Origin of the sequence: Sulfitobacter marinus (genome assembly GCF_900116285.1) — a bacterium.
In the GTDB taxonomy this organism is placed as follows: Bacteria; Pseudomonadota; Alphaproteobacteria; order Rhodobacterales; family Rhodobacteraceae; genus Sulfitobacter; species Sulfitobacter marinus.
In genome coordinates this window covers 143,245-160,532 of the sequence record NZ_FPAJ01000002.1, presented here as the reverse complement: position 1 = coordinate 160,532, position 17,288 = coordinate 143,245, and the positions used below count along the sequence as shown (strand labels likewise).

Genomic DNA, 17,288 nt, shown 5'->3' with positions numbered 1-17,288 from the left:
TCATGACGGCCCTTACGAAATACGCGCGCATCGAAGCGACGGGCCTTTGGCGTGCCAACCCCGATGATCAACGTCGCGAGGTCATCGTGTCGATCGGGGACGCGACGCTGGTGATTTCCGACATGAAAGACCAAGCCATCGCGCATTGGTCGCTTGCCGCTGTCGCACGCGCGAACCCCGGTATCCAGCCTGCGATATTTCACCCCGACGGCGACCCTGCCGAAACGCTCGAGATCGCAGAGACCCACGGCGAGATGATTGATGCCATCGAAACCCTGCGCCGCGCAGTCGAACGCAGCCGCCCGCATCCGGGTCGCTTGCGGCTGATCGGTGTCCTTGGTTCGATCCTAACGGTCGTTGCCTTGGCCTTGTTCTGGCTGCCCGGTGCAATGCAGGATCACACGCTGAAAGTGGTGCCAAAGGTGAAACGCGCCTCGATCGGGACGGCCCTGCTGCGTCAGATTGAACGGGTTTCCGGTGTGGCCTGTAATAACCCGCGTGGCCGCATAGCCTTAGCCAAACTTAGCACGCGCCTGTCAGCGGGGCCATTGACCGTCTTGCCCGCCATGACCCGCGACAGCATCCACCTGCCCGGGGGGTTGATCGTGCTGAACAAAACGATATTCGAGGATTATGAATCCCCCGATGTTGCCGCCGGTTTCATCCTGTCCGAGGTGGTCAAACGTGCGCAAAGCGATCCCTTGCGCGATATGCTGGCTGATCTGGGTTTGCGCGAAAACTTCCGCCTGCTCACGACCGGTGAAATATCCGAACCGGCGCTTACAAGCTATGCCGAGGTACTGATGACCGCGCGGGATACCCCTGCACCAGTGGATCAACTGCTGGCGCAGTTCAACGAAGAACGCCTGCACAGCACCCCATATGCAGAAGCACTTGATATCACCGGCGAGACCACATTGGCCTTGATCGAGGGCGACCCAATGGCTGGCCAAGATACAGCCCCCTTGATCAACGATGCCGATTGGCTACGCCTCCAAAACATCTGCGGCGGATAAAGGAAACTCATGCTGGATACGAGCCTACGCATTGCCCTGTCACCTGTGTTGCTGATGCAGGCCGCCGCCGTGCGTGCCCGTGCCCTGCAACTGCCCGAGGCAAGCGGCCCCCGAGAAGGCACAATCGGCAGCGGTCCTGCGTTATCGGTGCTCATATTGGGCGATTCATCCGCTGCAGGCGTCGGCGTCACCCATCAGGATCAAGCCCTCGCTGGCCAATTGGCCAAACAGCTGTCGCAGGATTTCACGCTCAACTGGCGCTTGATTGCAAGAACCGGCGCAACGACCGCCAGCACCCTTAAACATCTTGAAAGGCAAGCCCCCTACCCCGTCGATATTGTTGTGACGGCCTTGGGCGTGAATGATGTGACCCATGCTGTCCCCTTCAAGGTTTGGCAACAACGCCAACAGGCATTGCGAGCGCGGATCGACCAGCTTTTTGCGCCGCGTCTTGTGTATATGACAGGCGTGCCACCGCTGGGTCTTTTCCCGATCCTGCCACAGCCCTTGCGCTGGACCTTGGGCAAGCAGGCGGACCGCTTTAACGCGGCGCTGGCCACAACACTCGCCGCTGAAAAGCACTGGCATCACATCGGGTTCGATCTGCCGTTGGACCCGACGCAAATGGCGGCTGACCGTTTTCACCCCGGCTCTGAAATATATGCGATTTGGGCAAAAGAAATGGCCAGCCGGATCAACACCGACTGGCCACTTGTTTCAAATCAGACCTAAGCGCTAGCGAATATAGGCATCACCATAGCCGCTGCCGCGTAACTTACCCAATGCATGGGGCGCTGACGCTTTGGCAAAGGGCCCCGCCTGGACGGACAGATAGGTCTTGCCGCCGCGCACCGACTTACCGATGCGCGCGACCATGCCCATGCCCGCAATACGCTGGGCCGTCCGCTGCGCATTGCCTGCGTTTTGAAAAACACCCACCTGCACATAGGTACTGCCACCATTGCGTATCGGCGCAACTGCGGCGGTATCAGCCTTGGCAGCGGAACGGCTGGAATAGGTTGGCCTGCGCACGGTGGATGATACCCCACGGTTTCGCACGATCCGTTTGACCGTCACACCGTTTCGCGTGGACAAGGTGACCTTCCCCATTTCAAGGCGCTGCTGATCAATCGACGTATAGGGGTAAACCAATGGCATTTTCGCCGTCACATCTTGCCCTGTCGTTTGATTGACTAAACGGCGTGGCACGGTGTTGGTCCACATCAAATTCATCTGCGCCCGCCCCGCAAGTGTTTGCTCGGTCCGTTTGGGGTTCAGGCGATCATCCTCCCATACCGATCTATAGCCTTTGGGGACCTGCACGGTGTTGTAAGTATTGATGCGGTTCACCGCGACATGTTTGGGCACAATACGGGTGTTTGGGCTTACCATCACGGTGCCTGCCGGCATTTTACGTTTCGGCGTCATGTGCGTGCCGCCAACGGGGTTGGCTTCAATTCGCGCTGTCTGCGGGCCGCAGCGTACTGCCATTCTCGCCCCCGCCATATAGCGCTGCGCAATGGGCGATCTTTCCGAACACACAGGTGCAGCCTGAGCGGCAGCAGGGACCGCAACTACCGGCCGCTGTGCGGTTTGGCGCACCACTTTCGGGGCCGTCTGCCGAACAACAGGCGCTGTGCGACGGATTTTTGGCACGGGGCGGGGTTTCACAGCAACCGGCGCAGTCTGCGCAGGCGGCGTGTTCAGCGTGATCTGCACCGCGCCTGCGTTCAGCGGCGCAGAGGACGCCAGCGCGGTGCCGGCATTGGTCGGTTTAAAGCCACAGACCCCTACACGTTTGCGCGTCACCCGCGGCACCCATGTCACGTTTCCGTCGATACCCGCCCGAATGAAAACACAGCCCGTACTGTCGACATATTGCTTGCCCTTATAGGATGCCGGGGGGAACTCTTTGGGTTGATCCCGAAACGATTGGGCCTGCAGCGCGCTGATGCTCGCAGTTCCAAAAATGATAGCGATTGCGACAACATTTCTAAACTTCATCTGCGCCCCCGAACACAACATATAGCATAAATCATGCGTTATCCCCTAGCCAGAGTAAAGCTTACTATGTCGACAATACCGCATTTAGGCCACTATTTCGTGCCGAACATCCGGTCTCCGGCGTCACCAAGCCCCGGTACAATATACCCTAATTCGTTCAGCTTCTCATCCACGGCTGCCGTCACAATTGGCACATCAGGGTGGGCTTCTTGCATGCGCTTGATGCCTTCGGGGGCCGCCAAGAGGCACAAGAACCGGATATTGGTGGCACCGGCCTCCTTCAACATATCGATCGCCGCGACAGATGAATTGCCCGTGGCCAACATCGGGTCCACCGCAATCACCAACCGGTCATCCATACCTTCGGGCACCTTAAAGTAATATTTCACCGGCTTAAGCGTCTCTTCATCACGGTAAAGGCCAACAAACCCCACGCGCGCCGACGGGATCAGCTCAAGAACACCGTCCAGCAAACCATTGCCCGCCCGCAGGATCGATATCAACGCCAGCTTCTTACCGTCCAACGTCGGCGCATCCATCGGCTGCATCGGTGTGTCGATCCGCTTTGTGGTCATCGGCAGGCCGCGCGTCACCTCATAAGCCAAAAGCTGGCTAATCTCGCGCAGCAATTGACGGAACACGGCTGTCGGCGTTTCCTTGTCGCGCATGATGGTCAGCTTGTGCTGCACCAGCGGATGGTTCACCACGGTAAGATATTCAGATGTATCGGGCATAGCTGCGCTCTCCATTTTGCTTGACCAAACTCTTGCCTTGAAATGCCTTGGCCCGCAACCACAGCGGCTCCCTCTGGGTTCATTTTGCCAAATAAACTCCGGGGAAGAATCGTGGCCTGCCACGAGGGGGGCTGGCCCCCTCCCGGGCTATTTTGGAACGGTGACGCCCAGATGCTCTGCCACCAAGGTGGCCACATCCGTAAACCCGATCAGCCCCAAACACCCCTGGCCCAAACCGCGCACCAGCACCGGCGCGCGTTCTCTGGTGTGATCGGTTCCCACCCATGTGGGATCGTTCCCATGATCCGCAGTCAACACCAGAATGTCCCCATCGCGCAGCTTCGACGCGATCGTTCCGATTTCGGCGTCGAACCATTCCAGCGCACGCGCATAGCCCGACACATCGCGCCTATGGCCATATAAACTGTCAAACTCGACAAAATTGGCAAAGGTCAGACTACCATCCACCGCGCTGTCGACCAAATCCACCAAATGCCGCATCAGGGTCTCATCAGGCCCTTTGCGCACTTCGTCAAAGCCCGACATCGAGAAAATATCCCCGATCTTGCCAACCGCATACACGTGTCGCCCGGCGTCCTGAACCCAGTTGCTCAGCACAGGCGCGGGCAGTGCGATGGCAAAATCACGACGATTGGCGGTGCGTGTAAATCCAGTCTCGGCGTCCCCGACAAAGGGCCGTGCGATCACCCGGCCAACTTTCATCTCATGGGCAATCGGCGCGACCTTTGCACATAGCTCTATCAGCCGCCCCAACCCGAAATGATCCTCATGCGCAGCAACCTGCAACACACTATCCGCGGATGTATAACAGATCGGATAACCTGTCTTGATATGCTCAGCCCCCAGTTCCTCGATGATGGCGGTGCCAGACGCATGACAATTGCCCAGCACCCCTTGGGTTCCGGCCAGCGCCGCCATTTTCGCCAGCAGCTCCGGCGAGAACGAAGCGTCGACGTCATCAAAGTAATGCCATTCCCAAGGCACGACCAACCCGGCAAGCTCCCAATGACCCGACGGCGTATCCTTACCGCGCGACAGCTCCGTTGCCGCCCCCCACCTGCCGCTGACTTCTCCGGCCAAACTCTCCACCTCAAGCCCGCTGGCCAGCTTAGTCGCGGCACCCAGCCCCATCCCCACCAGATTGGGCAGGCGTAGCGGGCCCGAACGGCCCTCCTCTGCGCGCCCCTCGCTGCAGGCTTGGGCAATATGCCCGACAGTGTTTGAACCAACATCGGGAACAGATCCGTTAAAAAACGCATCGGCATCAGGTGCGCCACCAATACCAACCGAATCCATCACCACCAAAAATGCACGTGCCATCAACCCACCCGCTCAACGATAAGATCCGGTGGTGTAACAGGTTCGTCTGACAGTGTAACGGCTGCGCGCACGGCTCTGACCGCCTTTTCAGCGTCATCAGACCGGACCGCATGAATGACAGCCAAAGGATCACCTTTGGCAACTCTCGCGCCCAGCCGCACCACTTCGGACAGCCCCACCGCCGTGTTGATCTCGTCGGTCTCCAACATACGTCCACCGCCAAGCGCGACCACGACCATGCCCAACGCCTCGCCATCTATCGCCGCGACATAGCCCGCCCCTGGCGCGGAAATTTGGCCGATAACAGTGGCCTCTGGCAAAAAGCGGCTCCAATTTTCAACAAACTGTGTCGGCCCGCCCATCTGCGCAATCATCATACCAAACCGCTCTGCCGCACGGCCATCACGGATGGCGGCACAAATGGCATCAGCGCCCTTTTGCACATCCGCAGCCAGCCCTGCATTAGCCAGCAAAACGCCCCCTAAAGCCGCACAAACTGATACAATCGGGCCCTCGATCTGCCCCGTCAGCACCCGCATCACCTCCACCACCTCAAGTGCATTGCCAAGGCTGGGCACCAAAGGCTGGCTCATATCGCTAATGATCGCAGTCGTCTTGCACCCGCTGGCATTCGCGGTGTTGGTCAAGGCATTGGCCAACAGCTGCGCCTGCTCAATATCTTTCATGAACGCACCGCTGCCAACTTTGACGTCCAGCACCAATCCTTGCAGACCTGCGGCCAGTTTCTTTGACAGGATCGACGCGGTTATCAGGTCCATGCTATCCACGGTCGATGTCACGTCGCGCACAGCATACAGCCGTTTGTCCGCAGGCGCGATATCGCCTGTCGCCCCCACAATCGCACAGCCGGTTCGGCCAATGATCTGCCGCAACTGCCCCTCACCCATTTGCGTCGATACGCCCGGTATAGCTTCCATCTTGTCCAGCGTGCCGCCGGTATGCCCCAGCCCGCGCCCCGAAATCATCGGCACATAAGCACCGCAGGCCGCCAAGGCCGGTGCCAGAACAAGGCTGACACAATCGCCGACGCCGCCCGTAGAATGCTTGTCCAACACCGGCCCGTTCACATCCCATGACAGAACCTGACCGCTATCGCGCATTGCAAGGGTCAGCGCCACACGGCCCGCATCGCTCAGGCCGACCTGACAAACCCCCATGGCAAAGGCACCCGCCTGCGCATCACTGACGCGCCCGTCCGCCAAAGCCCGCGCAAACCACGCCAATTCCTTACGATTGGGCAACTGCCGGTGCCGTAGCTTGCCTAGAATTCCACGCGCATCCACGCCTTATGTTTCCATATGTTCGCGACCGAATGCGCCCGGCAGCAGCTCAGACAGCGACATGACCTCTTCCACACCGGAAAGCGTGGCCATGGTGACGCGCACATCGCCCTTGCCAAATTCCGCCAGCTTTTGCCGGCAGCCGCCGCAAGGCGTAATTGGCATCGGACTGCCCGCAATCACATAGGCTTCGGTAAACCCGGTTTCGCCCGCAGCCACCATCGCTGCGATGGCACCGGCCTCGGCACATGTGCCTTCAGGATAGGCAACATTCTCAACGTTGCAGCCTATATATATAGTGCCGGAAACCCCGCGCAGCGCCGCCCCCACCTTAAAATCAGAATATGGCGCATAGGCATTTTCCCGAACTGCGCTGGCTTTTTCTCTTAAATCTTGTGTCATTCTGCCTCCGTTCAAGAAAGTATAAAAACCTTTGCTCAAAGTTGCGATGGCAAAAGAATAAAAACCTTTCTCGTTCATTTTGCCAGAAAAACTCCGGGGGATGAGCGGCTTGCCGCGAAGGGGGCTGGCACCCTTGATCCCCAACAGCACGACGCCACGTCAAATGCCATGTTGGCGCGGTCGAAAATTTAGTTTAACGCTAAACCATTCGCCAAAAGGACCAAGAATTATGACCGACGCGCCCAACCTGCGCCAAGCAGCGCTTGATTATCATGCCTTTCCAAAACCCGGAAAGCTGGAAATCCGCGCGACCAAGCCGCTGGCCAATGGTCGTGATCTGGCCCGCGCCTATTCCCCCGGCGTCGCCGAGGCGTGTCTCGAGATTAAGTCGGATCCGTCGACGGCTGCGCTCTACACCACCCGTGCCAACTTGGTCGGCGTGGTCACAAATGGCACTGCCGTTTTAGGCTTGGGCAATATCGGCGCATTGGCCTCCAAACCGGTGATGGAGGGCAAAGCCGTCCTGTTCAAGAAATTCGCCAATATCGATTGCTTTGACATTGAACTGAACGAAAACGATCCCGAAAAACTGGCTGAGCTGGTCTGCGCGTTGGAACCCACATTCGGGGCGATCAACCTTGAAGACATCAAGGCACCGGATTGCTTTACCGTCGAAAAAATCTGCCGAGAGCGGATGAATATTCCGGTTTTCCATGATGACCAGCATGGCACCGCCATCGTTGTGGGGGCCGCTGTCAAAAACGCGCTTTTCGTGGCCAAAAAGAAATTCGAAGACATCAAAATCGTGTCAACAGGCGGCGGGGCGGCGGGCATCGCCTGCCTGAACATGCTGCTGAAACTGGGCGTCAAACGCGAAAACGTCTGGCTGTGCGACATTCACGGTCTGGTTTACAAGGGCCGCGAGGTCGACATGAACCCGATCAAAACCGAATACGCGCAAAAATCCGATCTGCGCAGTCTGGAAGATGTGATTGGCGGCGCAGACCTGTTCCTTGGCTTATCGGGCCCCGGTGTTCTGACGCCCGAAATGGTGCAGAAAATGGCCCCTAGGCCTGTTATTTTCGCCCTTGCAAACCCAACGCCCGAAATCATGCCCGACCTCGTCCGCAACGTGGCACCTGATGCGATTATTGCAACGGGTCGGTCGGATTTTCCCAATCAGGTCAATAACGTATTGTGTTTTCCGTTTATCTTTCGCGGTGCGCTGGATGTGGGGGCCACCACCATCAACGACGAGATGAAGATCGCCTGCATTGACGGTATCGCCGCCTTGGCCCGCGCCACGACCTCGGCCGAGGCTGCCGCTGCATATCAGGGCGAGCAACTGACGTTCGGCGCTGACTACCTGATCCCAAAGCCCTTCGATCCACGCCTCATTGGGGTCGTGTCCTCGGCTGTGGCGAAGGCCGCAATGGAGACCGGTGTGGCGACTCGTCCGATCGAGGATCTGGATGCCTACCGTCACAAATTGGACAGCTCGGTGTTCAAATCTGCCCTGCTGATGCGCCCGGTTTTCGATGCCGCCCGCGCTGCGCCGCGCCGTATCGTCTTTGCAGAAGGCGAAGACGAGCGCGTCTTGCGCGCCGCACAAGCGATGGTCGAGGAAACCAGCGAGCGCCCGATCCTGATCGGTCGCCCCGACGTCATTGAGCGGCGCATCGAAAAGGCCGGTTTAACCATCAGGCTGGGCGAGACCGTCGATCTGGTGAACCCCGAAAACGACCCACGCTACCGCGATTACTGGGAAACCTATCACCACCTTATGGCACGCCGCGGCGTGTCGCCTGATATTGCCCGCGCGATCATGCGCACCAACACCACCGCCATCGGCGCGGTCATGGTCTATCGCGAGGAAGCAGACAGTTTGATCTGCGGCACCTTTGGCGAATTCCGCTGGCACCTGAACTATATCGAACAGGTCTTGGGCCGCGATGGCAAGCGGCCGCATGGTGCCTTGTCTCTCATGATCCTCGAAGACGGACCCCTGTTTATCGCCGACACGCAGGTGCATCTGCACCCCACCCCTGAACAAATCGCCGAGATCGCAATTGGTGCAGCCCGCCACGTCCGTCGTTTCGGGCTTGAGCCGAAAATTGCGTTCTGTTCCCAAAGCCAGTTCGGCAATCAGGGCGAAGGCAGCGGCAAACGTTTGCGCGCCGCCATTCGCATGCTGGATGAGGGCAACCACAACTTCTGCTACGAGGGTGAGATGAACATCGACACCGCGCTTGATGCGGATTTGCGCAATCGCCTGCTGCCATCGAACCGGATGGAAGGGGCCGCGAATGTACTGGTCTTTGCCCATGCAGATGCGGCGTCAGGCGTGCGCAATATACTCAAGATCAAAGGTGGCGGTCTGGAAGTCGGCCCAATCCTCATGGGCATGGGCAACCGCGCGCATATCGTGTCCTCGTCGATCACCGCACGCGGTTTGCTAAACGTGGGCGCGATTGCCGGCACACCGGTCACCGAATACGGTTAAGTCTGAAACGACAAACGCCGCCCGGTTTGGGGCGGCGTGCAGTCCCTTAATCAATCCGGATTACTTTTCGGATTTACCACCCTTGGCTGCGAATACCGGTTTGATATCAGCCACTGCTGCAACTGGCTGCTTGGCAGGCCGCGCGTCCGCTTTGGCCTTTTTCTTTTTGTTGGCGATCTTATCACCCATTGTCCTAAACCTTTGATCAAAGACACGGGGCCGGTGGGATACCGCCCCTAAAGATCAGCGTACATACCGGCCGCAGACAATACTGATCCATATTCGACAAGGCGGTCTGTTTTCGACATCTTTGATCAAGACGGCTTGTAAAGCCCTTCAACGCGACCCAGTCAAAAGCTGTAAACTTTCTTTCACAATGCCCCCTGACCGCAGCAAAAACCTTGCCCTGCCCCGCGACTGTGGCCTACCACAAGAACCAAGCGATCACGGGAGGGAGCCGCACATGGGGTATCACGACACCTACAAAAACTGGCAGGAAAATCCTGAGGCCTATTGGCTGGACCAAGCAAAGACAATTGACTGGGATCAGGCACCGACCCAAGCGATGTTCGACAAGGGCAACGGACTTTATGAATGGTTCGCCGATGCCAAGGTAAACGGCTGTTATAACGCCGTGGACCGCCATGTTGAAAACGGCCGCGCCGATCAGGTCGCGATCATCCATGACAGCCCTATCACCGGCACCCAGACCAAGATCACATTCGCCGAATTGCAAACCCGTGTGGCCGCAGTCGCCGGGGCGCTACAGGCCAATGGCGTGACCAAAGGAGACCGCGTCATCATCTATATGCCCATGGTCCCCGAGGCGCTTGAGGCGATGCTGGCCTGCGCCCGAATCGGCGCGGTGCATTCCGTTGTCTTTGGCGGTTTTGCCGCACATGAACTGGCCGTACGGATCGACGATTGCACCCCCAAGGCGATCCTCGCTGCGTCCTGCGGGTTGGAGCCGAACCGTATCGTTCAGTATAAACCCCTGCTGGACAGCGCCATTGAGCAGGCCGATCATAAGCCTGATTTCTGCATGATCCTGCAACGCGACCAATCCCCATGCGATCTGCTCCCCGGTCGTGATCTGGATTGGCACGCGGCCCAAGACGGTGTTGCCCCCGCAGATTGCGTTCCGGTTGACGGAAATCACCCAGCCTATATCCTGTATACGTCCGGCACCACCGGCGCACCCAAGGGCGTGGTACGGCACACGGCTGGCCATCTGGTCGCGCTGAACTGGACCATGAAAAACATCTACAACGTCGATCCTGGCGATGTCTTTTGGGCGGCATCCGATGTGGGCTGGGTCGTGGGCCACAGCTATATTTGCTATGGTCCGCTGATCCACGGCAACACCACAATTGTGTTTGAGGGCAAGCCCGTCGGTACCCCCGATGCTGGCACCTTTTGGCGGATCATCGAAGAACATAACGTGCGCAGTTTCTTTACCGCGCCAACCGCCATTCGTGCCGTCAAACGCGAAGACCCGGACGGCTTGGAAATTGCCAAATACGATATCTCCAGCCTGCGCGGATTGTACTTAGCCGGCGAACGCGCCGACCCCGATACTGTCGTCTGGGCGCAGGAAAAACTGGGCGTGCCCGTCTATGATCACTGGTGGCAAACTGAAACCGGCTTTACCATTGCCGGCAACCCCGCAGGCCTCGAGGCGCTACCGGTCAAAATCGGGTCCCCCACCGTACCGATGCCCGGCTATGACGTGCAAATTCTGGACGAGGCGGGCCATGCCCAACCCGCAGGCACACTGGGGTCCATCGCGATCAAATTGCCCCTGCCCCCCGGCACCTTGCCGACGCTTTGGAACGCCGAAGACCGTTTCCGCAAAAGCTATCTGACCACCTACCCCGGATATTATGAGACCGGCGATGCGGGCATGATCGACGAAGATGGCTATCTTTATATCATGGCGCGCACCGATGACGTGATCAACGTGGCGGGTCACCGCCTGTCCACCGGCGCGATGGAGGAAGTGCTCGCCGCGCATCCCGATGTGGCGGAATGCGCTGTGATCGGTGTCAGCGACGCCCTGAAAGGTCAGGCACCGATGGGTTTTGTATGCCTGTCCAAAGGTGTGAACCGCCCCCATAGCGAGATCACCGCCGAATGCGTCCAGATGGTACGCGACCAGATTGGACCTGTGGCTGCCTTTAAGCTGACCCTTGTCGTGGACCGCCTGCCCAAGACGCGATCAGGTAAAATCCTGCGCGCCACCATGGTCAAAATCGCAGATGGGGAAGCGTTCAAAATGCCCGCCACCATCGACGATCCTGCCATTCTGGACGAGATCAAAGCAGCGCTTCAGACAATCGGCTACGCGAAGGAATAATAGGCGAGCAGACAGGGCTGCATTGCTGTTTACACAAAGCGGTTAGGCGACCAAGCCTACCGCATGAGCCAGCCAAATGCCCGCTGCAACGTCTCTTTTCCGCCAGATGATATCGGCGCACCATGCGCCATGACCAGACGCTCTGACGGCCATTCCAAGATGCGCCCGACGCCATCACGCGCAGCGGCTTTATCCGTTGTCGCCATACGGAATTTTCGCGGGACCGAAGGAACGGGGGCAGTCATCAGATCCAGACGCGCCACCACAGCGCGCCAGCCGCGATACCATCCTTGTGGGATCTGCTGAACAAAGTCCGTCACCAGTACCGTCGCCGACTCCCTATGGAAAAACACCACCTCGGTCGTGATCTTGTTTCCGCGCACGACCACATGATCCACCGCGCCGGCCCAAGCTGGTTCAGGTTCGTCGCTAATCGTTGAATGAATTACTGTTCCAGCAACCTCTTCCGTCAGGCCGGGTGCCGCATACACCCGTGCATCAGGATAAGCCGCTGCCCACTCCGCTAGGAAACTATAGTGCAGACTGTTGGGGGCCACCAAGTGGCGGACGGGACCAAGCGCATCAACGGCATCGCGAATATCTTGGGTCAAGGCAACCGGCGACCATACCCACACGCCCGCGTCACCCGGCATTTGGACGACCGCCATGCGCGTCGGAAATTTGAAACCCGCCGCCCCTGTTACCGCAGGCCCATCAAAAAGCCAAAGATTTAGTCCAAAAGGGGTCATGATACGCTGCTCCTCTCGAAAGCATCATCGCAATCAGATTACAACGCCGCGACGAACCTGTCCAAGCCTTCGGTCGCCTGAAAACCGTTATTGCGATCTTAAGCACATTGGATTACCAAAAACGCATCAGATCGCCGGGTTCACGGCGCTGATTTCCAGAGAGCTTTCACGATGATACTTTTACGGCTTGCGGCCTTTGAACAGCAGTTGAAATGGACTGCGGTCGCTTTGGGCATTTTCAGCACAATTAGTCTGGTGCAAGGGTGGCAATTGGCGGCGATGCTGTTCAGCCTGCCCTTTTGCCTGATATGGGTTTACTGCGGTTGGCTGCGGACAGAACCACAGCTGAAATACCTCAACATGATGTTCTCAGCGCTTTATGTGTACGGTATCGCGCGGTATTTTTTGATCTAAGACTCACCAAGGCCCGGCACGAAAAAGGCGGCCCCAAGGACCGCCTTTCCACTTCATTCAGGCCAGCTTAGTTATGCTTTGCCATAAAGTTATCGACTTGCTTTTCGGCTTCGTCTTTGGCGACGCCGTATTTGGCTTGGATTTTGCCAACCAGTTGGTCACGTTCGCCTGCGGCCTCGGTCAGATCATCATCCGTCAGGTCGCCCCATTCTTCTTTGATTTTGCCGGTCATCTGTTTCCAGTTGCCTTTGACTGTATCCCAATTCATAGCGGTTCTCCATTATGCTTTGCGGCGTTTCCAGCACCATCAGGGTGCCTTTCCCGTCTCATCACATCAACGTCCGACCGCTGGTTTGGTTCCCCAAAGACAGCGTAGATTTAGGTAAACTGCTCGCTGATCAACCGCTCTTCCAACCCATGTCCGGGATCGAATAGAATGCTGTGCGAAATCGTCGGGTCTGATCTGATCTCGACCGACACAACATGGCGGTGCGATATGCCATCAGCATCGGCCATCACGGGTCGCTTATCGGGTTCAAGCACATCAAATCGTACCGTTGCCGTTTTCGGCAAAAGCGCGCCGCGCCAGCGTCTGGGTCTGAAAGCCGCCACCGCAGTCAGCGCCAGCACATCAGCCCCAATCGGCAGGATCGGCCCGTGTGCGGAATAATTATAGGCAGTCGACCCCGCAGGTGTCGCCAAAAGCGCGCCATCACACACCAGCTCTTCCATGCGCACGCGCCCATCCACGCTGATCCGCAGCTTTGCCGCCTGCGGCCCCTCGCGCAGCAGCGCCACCTCGTTCAGGGCCAGCCCCATCGACGTGGTGCCATCGGCGTGGGTTGCGACCATCACCAATGGGTTGATCACCGCTTCCTCAGCCGCATCCAACCGCTCGCCCAGCCCCTCCTCGGCGTATTCGTTCATCAAAAACCCGATGGTGCCCCGGTTCATTCCGTAGACCGGCACATGCAGTTCTTGGGTGTCATGCAAGGTTTGCAACATGAACCCGTCCCCCCCCAGCGCCACGATCATCTCGGCCTCAGCCGCGGGTACATTACCATACCGTTTGCTCAGCGCCTGCAAAGCGGCTTGAGCGACATCAGCGCGGCTGGCGGTAAAGGCGATTTTCATCGGTGCATGTTTCCAATCGGGGATATTCAGACCCGAAAGAACCACATTATCCACCGCTCTACCAGCTTTGCCGTTTATGTCGTCCCGTCCGGCGGAATACGACCTTCACCCCGCCAATGGTTTGGGATAGACAACGCGCAACCCACACCCTTTCCAAAAGGAACACCAAATGTCCGGTTTCTTCACCAAATCCCTGTCGCAAGCAGACCCTGCCATTTTCGGCTCCATTTCAGACGAGCTGGGCCGCCAGCGCAGCGAAATCGAATTGATCGCCTCCGAAAACATCGTCTCTGCCGCAGTGATGGAAGCGCAAGGCTCGGTGATGACCAACAAATACGCCGAAGGCTACCCGGGCCGTCGCTATTACGGTGGATGCGAATTCGTCGATGTCGCGGAAAACCTGGCCATTGACCGTGCAAAGGAATTGTTTGGCTGCGGCTTTGCCAACGTACAACCAAACTCCGGCTCGCAAGCAAACCAAGGCGTGTTTCAGGCGCTCTTGCAGCCGGGTGACACCATCCTCGGGATGAGCCTCGACGCAGGGGGCCACCTGACCCATGGTGCCAAGCCGAACCAGTCGGGCAAATGGTTCAACGCCATCCAATACGGCGTGCGCAAGCAGGACAACCTGCTGGACTATGACCAAGTCGAAGAGCTGGCCAAAGAACACCAGCCCAAAATGATCATCGCCGGCGGCTCTGCAATCCCGCGCCAGATCGATTTCAAACGCATGCGCGAGATCGCCGATATGGTTGGCGCATATCTGCATGTGGACATGGCCCATTTCGCAGGTCTGGTTGCGGCGGGCGAACATCCTTCGCCCTTCCCCCATGCCCATGTTGCGACGACAACCACACATAAAACCCTGCGCGGCCCGCGCGGCGGCATGATCCTCACCAATGACGAGGCACTGGCAAAGAAATTCAACTCCGCCATCTTCCCAGGCATCCAAGGCGGCCCGCTGATGCATGTCATCGCCGCCAAAGCCGTCGCCTTTGGCGAGGCCCTGCAGCCCGAGTTTAAAACCTACATCAAACAGGTCATCGCAAATGCCCAAGCGCTAAGCGATCAGTTGATCAAAGGCGGGCTCGACACCGTAACCCACGGCACCGACACACATGTCGTTCTGGTCGATTTGCGCCCCAAAGGCGTGACAGGCAATATCGTGGACAAAGCTCTTGGCCGCGCCCATATCACCTGCAACAAAAACGGCGTGCCCTTCGACCCTGAAAAGCCAACGATCACATCAGGCATTCGCCTTGGCTCCCCCGCCGCCACAACCCGCGGCTTTGGCGAAGCTGAGTTCCGCCAGGTCGCCGACTGGATTATCGAAGTCGTCGATGGACTTGCTGCCAATGGTGCCGATGGCAACGCCAAGGTCGAAGCCAAGGTAAAAGCCGAAGTCGAAGCACTCTGCGCCCGCTTCCCCATTTACCCAAATCTCTAAGCGTCTTCCCCCGTCCATTTCCAAATGGTTCCAAAAATCCCGGGGGAAGCCTGACAGGGCGGGGGCAGCGCCCCCCTCCACACTCGCAAAGTCAACCCCGGCCCCTTCAGGTGCCGGGGCGCATATCATCAATCTTGCAATTAGCGCGATCTGCCGTGATCCTCTGATACTCATTCCTATGACAAAGAGGCCCCCATGGATATCAAGCACGCAGGCTCCCGCCACTCCGAAGCAGGATCACCCGACTATTTCACCGGTCATGTGCGCCTTGATCCCGTCGTCTCCGCCCCCGACCCTGCCCGCATCCGCGCGGCGGCCGTGACGTTTGAACCCGGCGCGCGCACCGCTTGGCATACGCACCCCTTGGGTCAAACACTCGTGGTACTGTCGGGCGCTGGCCTCGCCCAATCCCATGGCGGGCCGATCCAACCCCTGCGCCCTGGCGACACTGTCTGGTTCGCGCCCGGCGAAAAACACTGGCACGGGGCCGCGCCTGACTGCGCCATGACCCATCTTGCCATTCAAGAAGCCTTGGACGGAAAAGCGGTCGATTGGCTAGAGCATGTCACCGACGCGCAATACGGCGCTCAGACGTAACCGCGCCACCAAAGAAAACCGACAAAAGCGACCGCCACGAACAACAGGCTAAACGCAACGCTCCCTGCGACAGCCAGAATACGATCCTTGCGCATCTCTGCCACATCTATCCCGCGCAAATGCGCCATCACGCTGTCAAACGCAGCCCGCACCTCACACCCGTGCAACCGCCGCGCCATCTTCGGGTTTTCCGCGAAAAATTCGGCCTCGGCCAAGGCGCTTGCCTGCGTGTGAATCGCGACGGGCAAGCGACGCCGCGCTTTGCGCAACGCATGCTCCAGATCACGGCCCCGCACACCCAGCTTCAGCTCCAACTGGCGGCGCACCACATGTGTTTTCTTGCGAATGTCTTTTTGGCTCAGCATTCGATACCCTAAACACTCTGGCCTATCCGCTGCAATGGCCCTAAATCTCACAACATGCTCAATTTCTCAGAATATGGCACCGCAACAGATGCCCCCGCCCTTTTGATTGTCCATGGCCTGTTCGGCTCGGGCCGAAACTGGGGTGTGATCGCCAAGCGACTATCCGACACCCGCCGGGTGATCACCGTTGATATGCGCAATCACGGTGACAGCCCGCGCGCGGACACGCAGACCTATCCCGACATGGCCGCCGATCTGGCAGAGCTTATTCGCCACCTCGGCGCGCCGATGGATGTGTGTGGCCACTCGATGGGGGGCAAGGCGTCGATGGTTCTGACCCTTCAGCACCCCGAACTGGTGCGCCGCCTGATCGTCGCCGACATCGCCCCCGTCGCTTACGACCATAACCAACAGGGTTTTATCGACGCCATGCGCAGCGTTGATCTTACCACACTCACGCGCCGCTCCGACGCGCAAGAACAGCTTGCCGCCGCCGGGGTCGAACCCGCATTGCAAAGCTTTTTCACCCAATCGCTGGACGTGACCAACAAGGCATGGAAACTGAACCTTGACGTCCTCGAAGCCGAGATGCTCAACATCGTCGGCTGGCCCGAAAACGTCACAGACCCCTTCAACGGCCCCACGCTCTTTCTATCAGGTGCTGCTTCGCATTACGTGCAACCCGAATACCGCCCCCTGATCAAATCCCTATTTCCCAATGCACATTTCGCTAAAATCCCGAACGCAGGCCATTGGCTGCATGCCGAAAACCCCCGCGCGTTCGAGGCTTCCCTGCGCGCCTTCTTGGATCACAGTTGAACCCGCGCACGCGCGCCGATACCCTGCCAAACGTCACTTGTTCTCTGGCTCTTAAATATCCCGGGGTTTGGGGCAGCGCCCCAATCCGCGCCAACCAAACCCAAAA

General features: G+C 58.4%; 18 protein-coding genes. 8 read left to right on the top strand and 10 right to left on the bottom strand.

The window, feature by feature from the left end; genetic code table 11:
• Positions 1-2: 2 nt before the first annotated feature.
• Both BM347_RS06250 and BM347_RS06245 read left to right on the top strand, forming a co-directional pair.
• Positions 3-1,016: a hypothetical protein gene (locus tag BM347_RS06250; RefSeq protein WP_093915594.1), complete on the top strand. Its 1,014-nt coding sequence runs from the start codon at positions 3-5 to the stop codon at positions 1,014-1,016.
• A 9-nt stretch (positions 1,017-1,025) separates the two neighbouring features.
• Positions 1,026-1,748, top strand: a complete 723-nt coding sequence (locus tag BM347_RS06245) for an SGNH/GDSL hydrolase family protein (RefSeq protein WP_093915593.1) — start codon at positions 1,026-1,028, stop codon at positions 1,746-1,748.
• A 3-nt stretch (positions 1,749-1,751) separates the two neighbouring features.
• Here BM347_RS06245 and BM347_RS06240 read toward each other — a convergent pair whose 3' ends face one another.
• The 5 genes from BM347_RS06240 to BM347_RS06220 all read right to left on the bottom strand — a co-directional run bounded on the left by BM347_RS06240 (position 1,752) and on the right by BM347_RS06220 (position 6,798).
• Positions 1,752-3,020 carry an SPOR domain-containing protein gene (locus tag BM347_RS06240; RefSeq protein WP_093915592.1) on the bottom strand — a complete coding sequence of 423 codons (1,269 nt, stop codon included), beginning with the start codon at positions 3,018-3,020 and terminating at the stop codon, positions 1,752-1,754.
• Positions 3,021-3,112: 92 nt separating this feature from the next.
• Positions 3,113-3,754, bottom strand: coding sequence for a uracil phosphoribosyltransferase (gene upp / locus BM347_RS06235; protein WP_093916060.1), 642 nt, complete (start codon positions 3,752-3,754; stop codon positions 3,113-3,115).
• Between the two features lie 147 nt (positions 3,755-3,901).
• Entirely contained in the window at positions 3,902-5,095 is a 1,194-nt protein-coding gene (locus tag BM347_RS06230) for a phosphopentomutase (protein ID WP_093915591.1), read from the bottom strand.
• Positions 5,095-6,399, bottom strand: a complete 1,305-nt coding sequence (locus BM347_RS06225; RefSeq protein ID WP_093915590.1) for a thymidine phosphorylase — start codon at positions 6,397-6,399, stop codon at positions 5,095-5,097. Before BM347_RS06225 ends, BM347_RS06230 begins: the two co-directional genes overlap by 1 nt.
• A gap of 3 nt (positions 6,400-6,402) precedes the next feature.
• Positions 6,403-6,798 carry a cytidine deaminase gene (locus tag BM347_RS06220; RefSeq protein WP_093916059.1) on the bottom strand — a complete coding sequence of 132 codons (396 nt, stop codon included), beginning with the start codon at positions 6,796-6,798 and terminating at the stop codon, positions 6,403-6,405.
• Positions 6,799-7,027: 229 nt separating this feature from the next.
• Here BM347_RS06220 and BM347_RS06215 point away from each other — a divergent pair, with 229 nt between their 5' ends.
• A complete protein-coding gene (locus BM347_RS06215) occupies positions 7,028-9,301 on the top strand; it encodes an NADP-dependent malic enzyme (RefSeq protein ID WP_093915589.1) in 2,274 nt (757 codons plus the stop codon).
• 60 nt (positions 9,302-9,361) lie between these two features.
• Here the strand turns inward: BM347_RS06215 and BM347_RS06210 are convergent, their stop codons facing one another.
• Entirely contained in the window at positions 9,362-9,490 is a 129-nt protein-coding gene (locus tag BM347_RS06210; protein ID WP_093915588.1) for a malic enzyme, read from the bottom strand.
• 274 nt (positions 9,491-9,764) lie between these two features.
• Here BM347_RS06210 and BM347_RS06205 point away from each other — a divergent pair, with 274 nt between their 5' ends.
• Complete coding sequence (locus BM347_RS06205) at positions 9,765-11,657, top strand: propionyl-CoA synthetase (RefSeq protein WP_093916058.1); 1,893 nt, start codon at positions 9,765-9,767, stop codon at positions 11,655-11,657.
• Between the two features lie 56 nt (positions 11,658-11,713).
• Here BM347_RS06205 and BM347_RS06200 read toward each other — a convergent pair whose 3' ends face one another.
• Positions 11,714-12,406 carry a DUF4336 domain-containing protein gene (locus BM347_RS06200; protein ID WP_093915587.1) on the bottom strand — a complete coding sequence of 231 codons (693 nt, stop codon included), beginning with the start codon at positions 12,404-12,406 and terminating at the stop codon, positions 11,714-11,716.
• 171 nt (positions 12,407-12,577) lie between these two features.
• Here BM347_RS06200 and BM347_RS06195 point away from each other — a divergent pair, with 171 nt between their 5' ends.
• On the top strand, positions 12,578-12,820 hold the full coding sequence (locus BM347_RS06195; RefSeq protein WP_093915586.1) for a peptidase: 243 nt from the start codon (positions 12,578-12,580) through the stop codon (positions 12,818-12,820).
• Between the two features lie 67 nt (positions 12,821-12,887).
• Here the strand turns inward: BM347_RS06195 and BM347_RS06190 are convergent, their stop codons facing one another.
• Complete coding sequence (locus BM347_RS06190; protein ID WP_093915585.1) at positions 12,888-13,088, bottom strand: CsbD family protein; 201 nt, start codon at positions 13,086-13,088, stop codon at positions 12,888-12,890.
• A gap of 110 nt (positions 13,089-13,198) precedes the next feature.
• A complete protein-coding gene (locus BM347_RS06185) occupies positions 13,199-13,954 on the bottom strand; it encodes an NAD kinase (protein WP_093915584.1) in 756 nt (251 codons plus the stop codon).
• 169 nt (positions 13,955-14,123) lie between these two features.
• Here BM347_RS06185 and glyA point away from each other — a divergent pair, with 169 nt between their 5' ends.
• Together glyA and BM347_RS06175 are read left to right on the top strand one after the other, a co-directional pair.
• Positions 14,124-15,401: a serine hydroxymethyltransferase gene (glyA, locus tag BM347_RS06180; RefSeq protein ID WP_093915583.1), complete on the top strand. Its 1,278-nt coding sequence runs from the start codon at positions 14,124-14,126 to the stop codon at positions 15,399-15,401.
• A 195-nt stretch (positions 15,402-15,596) separates the two neighbouring features.
• Complete coding sequence (locus BM347_RS06175; RefSeq protein ID WP_093915582.1) at positions 15,597-15,998, top strand: (R)-mandelonitrile lyase; 402 nt, start codon at positions 15,597-15,599, stop codon at positions 15,996-15,998.
• Here the strand turns inward: BM347_RS06175 and BM347_RS06170 are convergent.
• Complete coding sequence (locus BM347_RS06170) at positions 15,989-16,363, bottom strand: hypothetical protein (RefSeq protein WP_093915581.1); 375 nt, start codon at positions 16,361-16,363, stop codon at positions 15,989-15,991. The genes BM347_RS06175 and BM347_RS06170 overlap by 10 nt on opposite strands.
• Positions 16,364-16,417: 54 nt before the next feature.
• On the opposite strand from BM347_RS06170, the gene BM347_RS06165 reads away from it, so the two are divergent.
• Positions 16,418-17,182 (top strand): alpha/beta fold hydrolase, encoded by a 765-nt coding sequence (locus BM347_RS06165; protein ID WP_093915580.1) that lies wholly within the window; start codon positions 16,418-16,420, stop codon positions 17,180-17,182.
• Positions 17,183-17,288 lie beyond the last annotated feature (106 nt).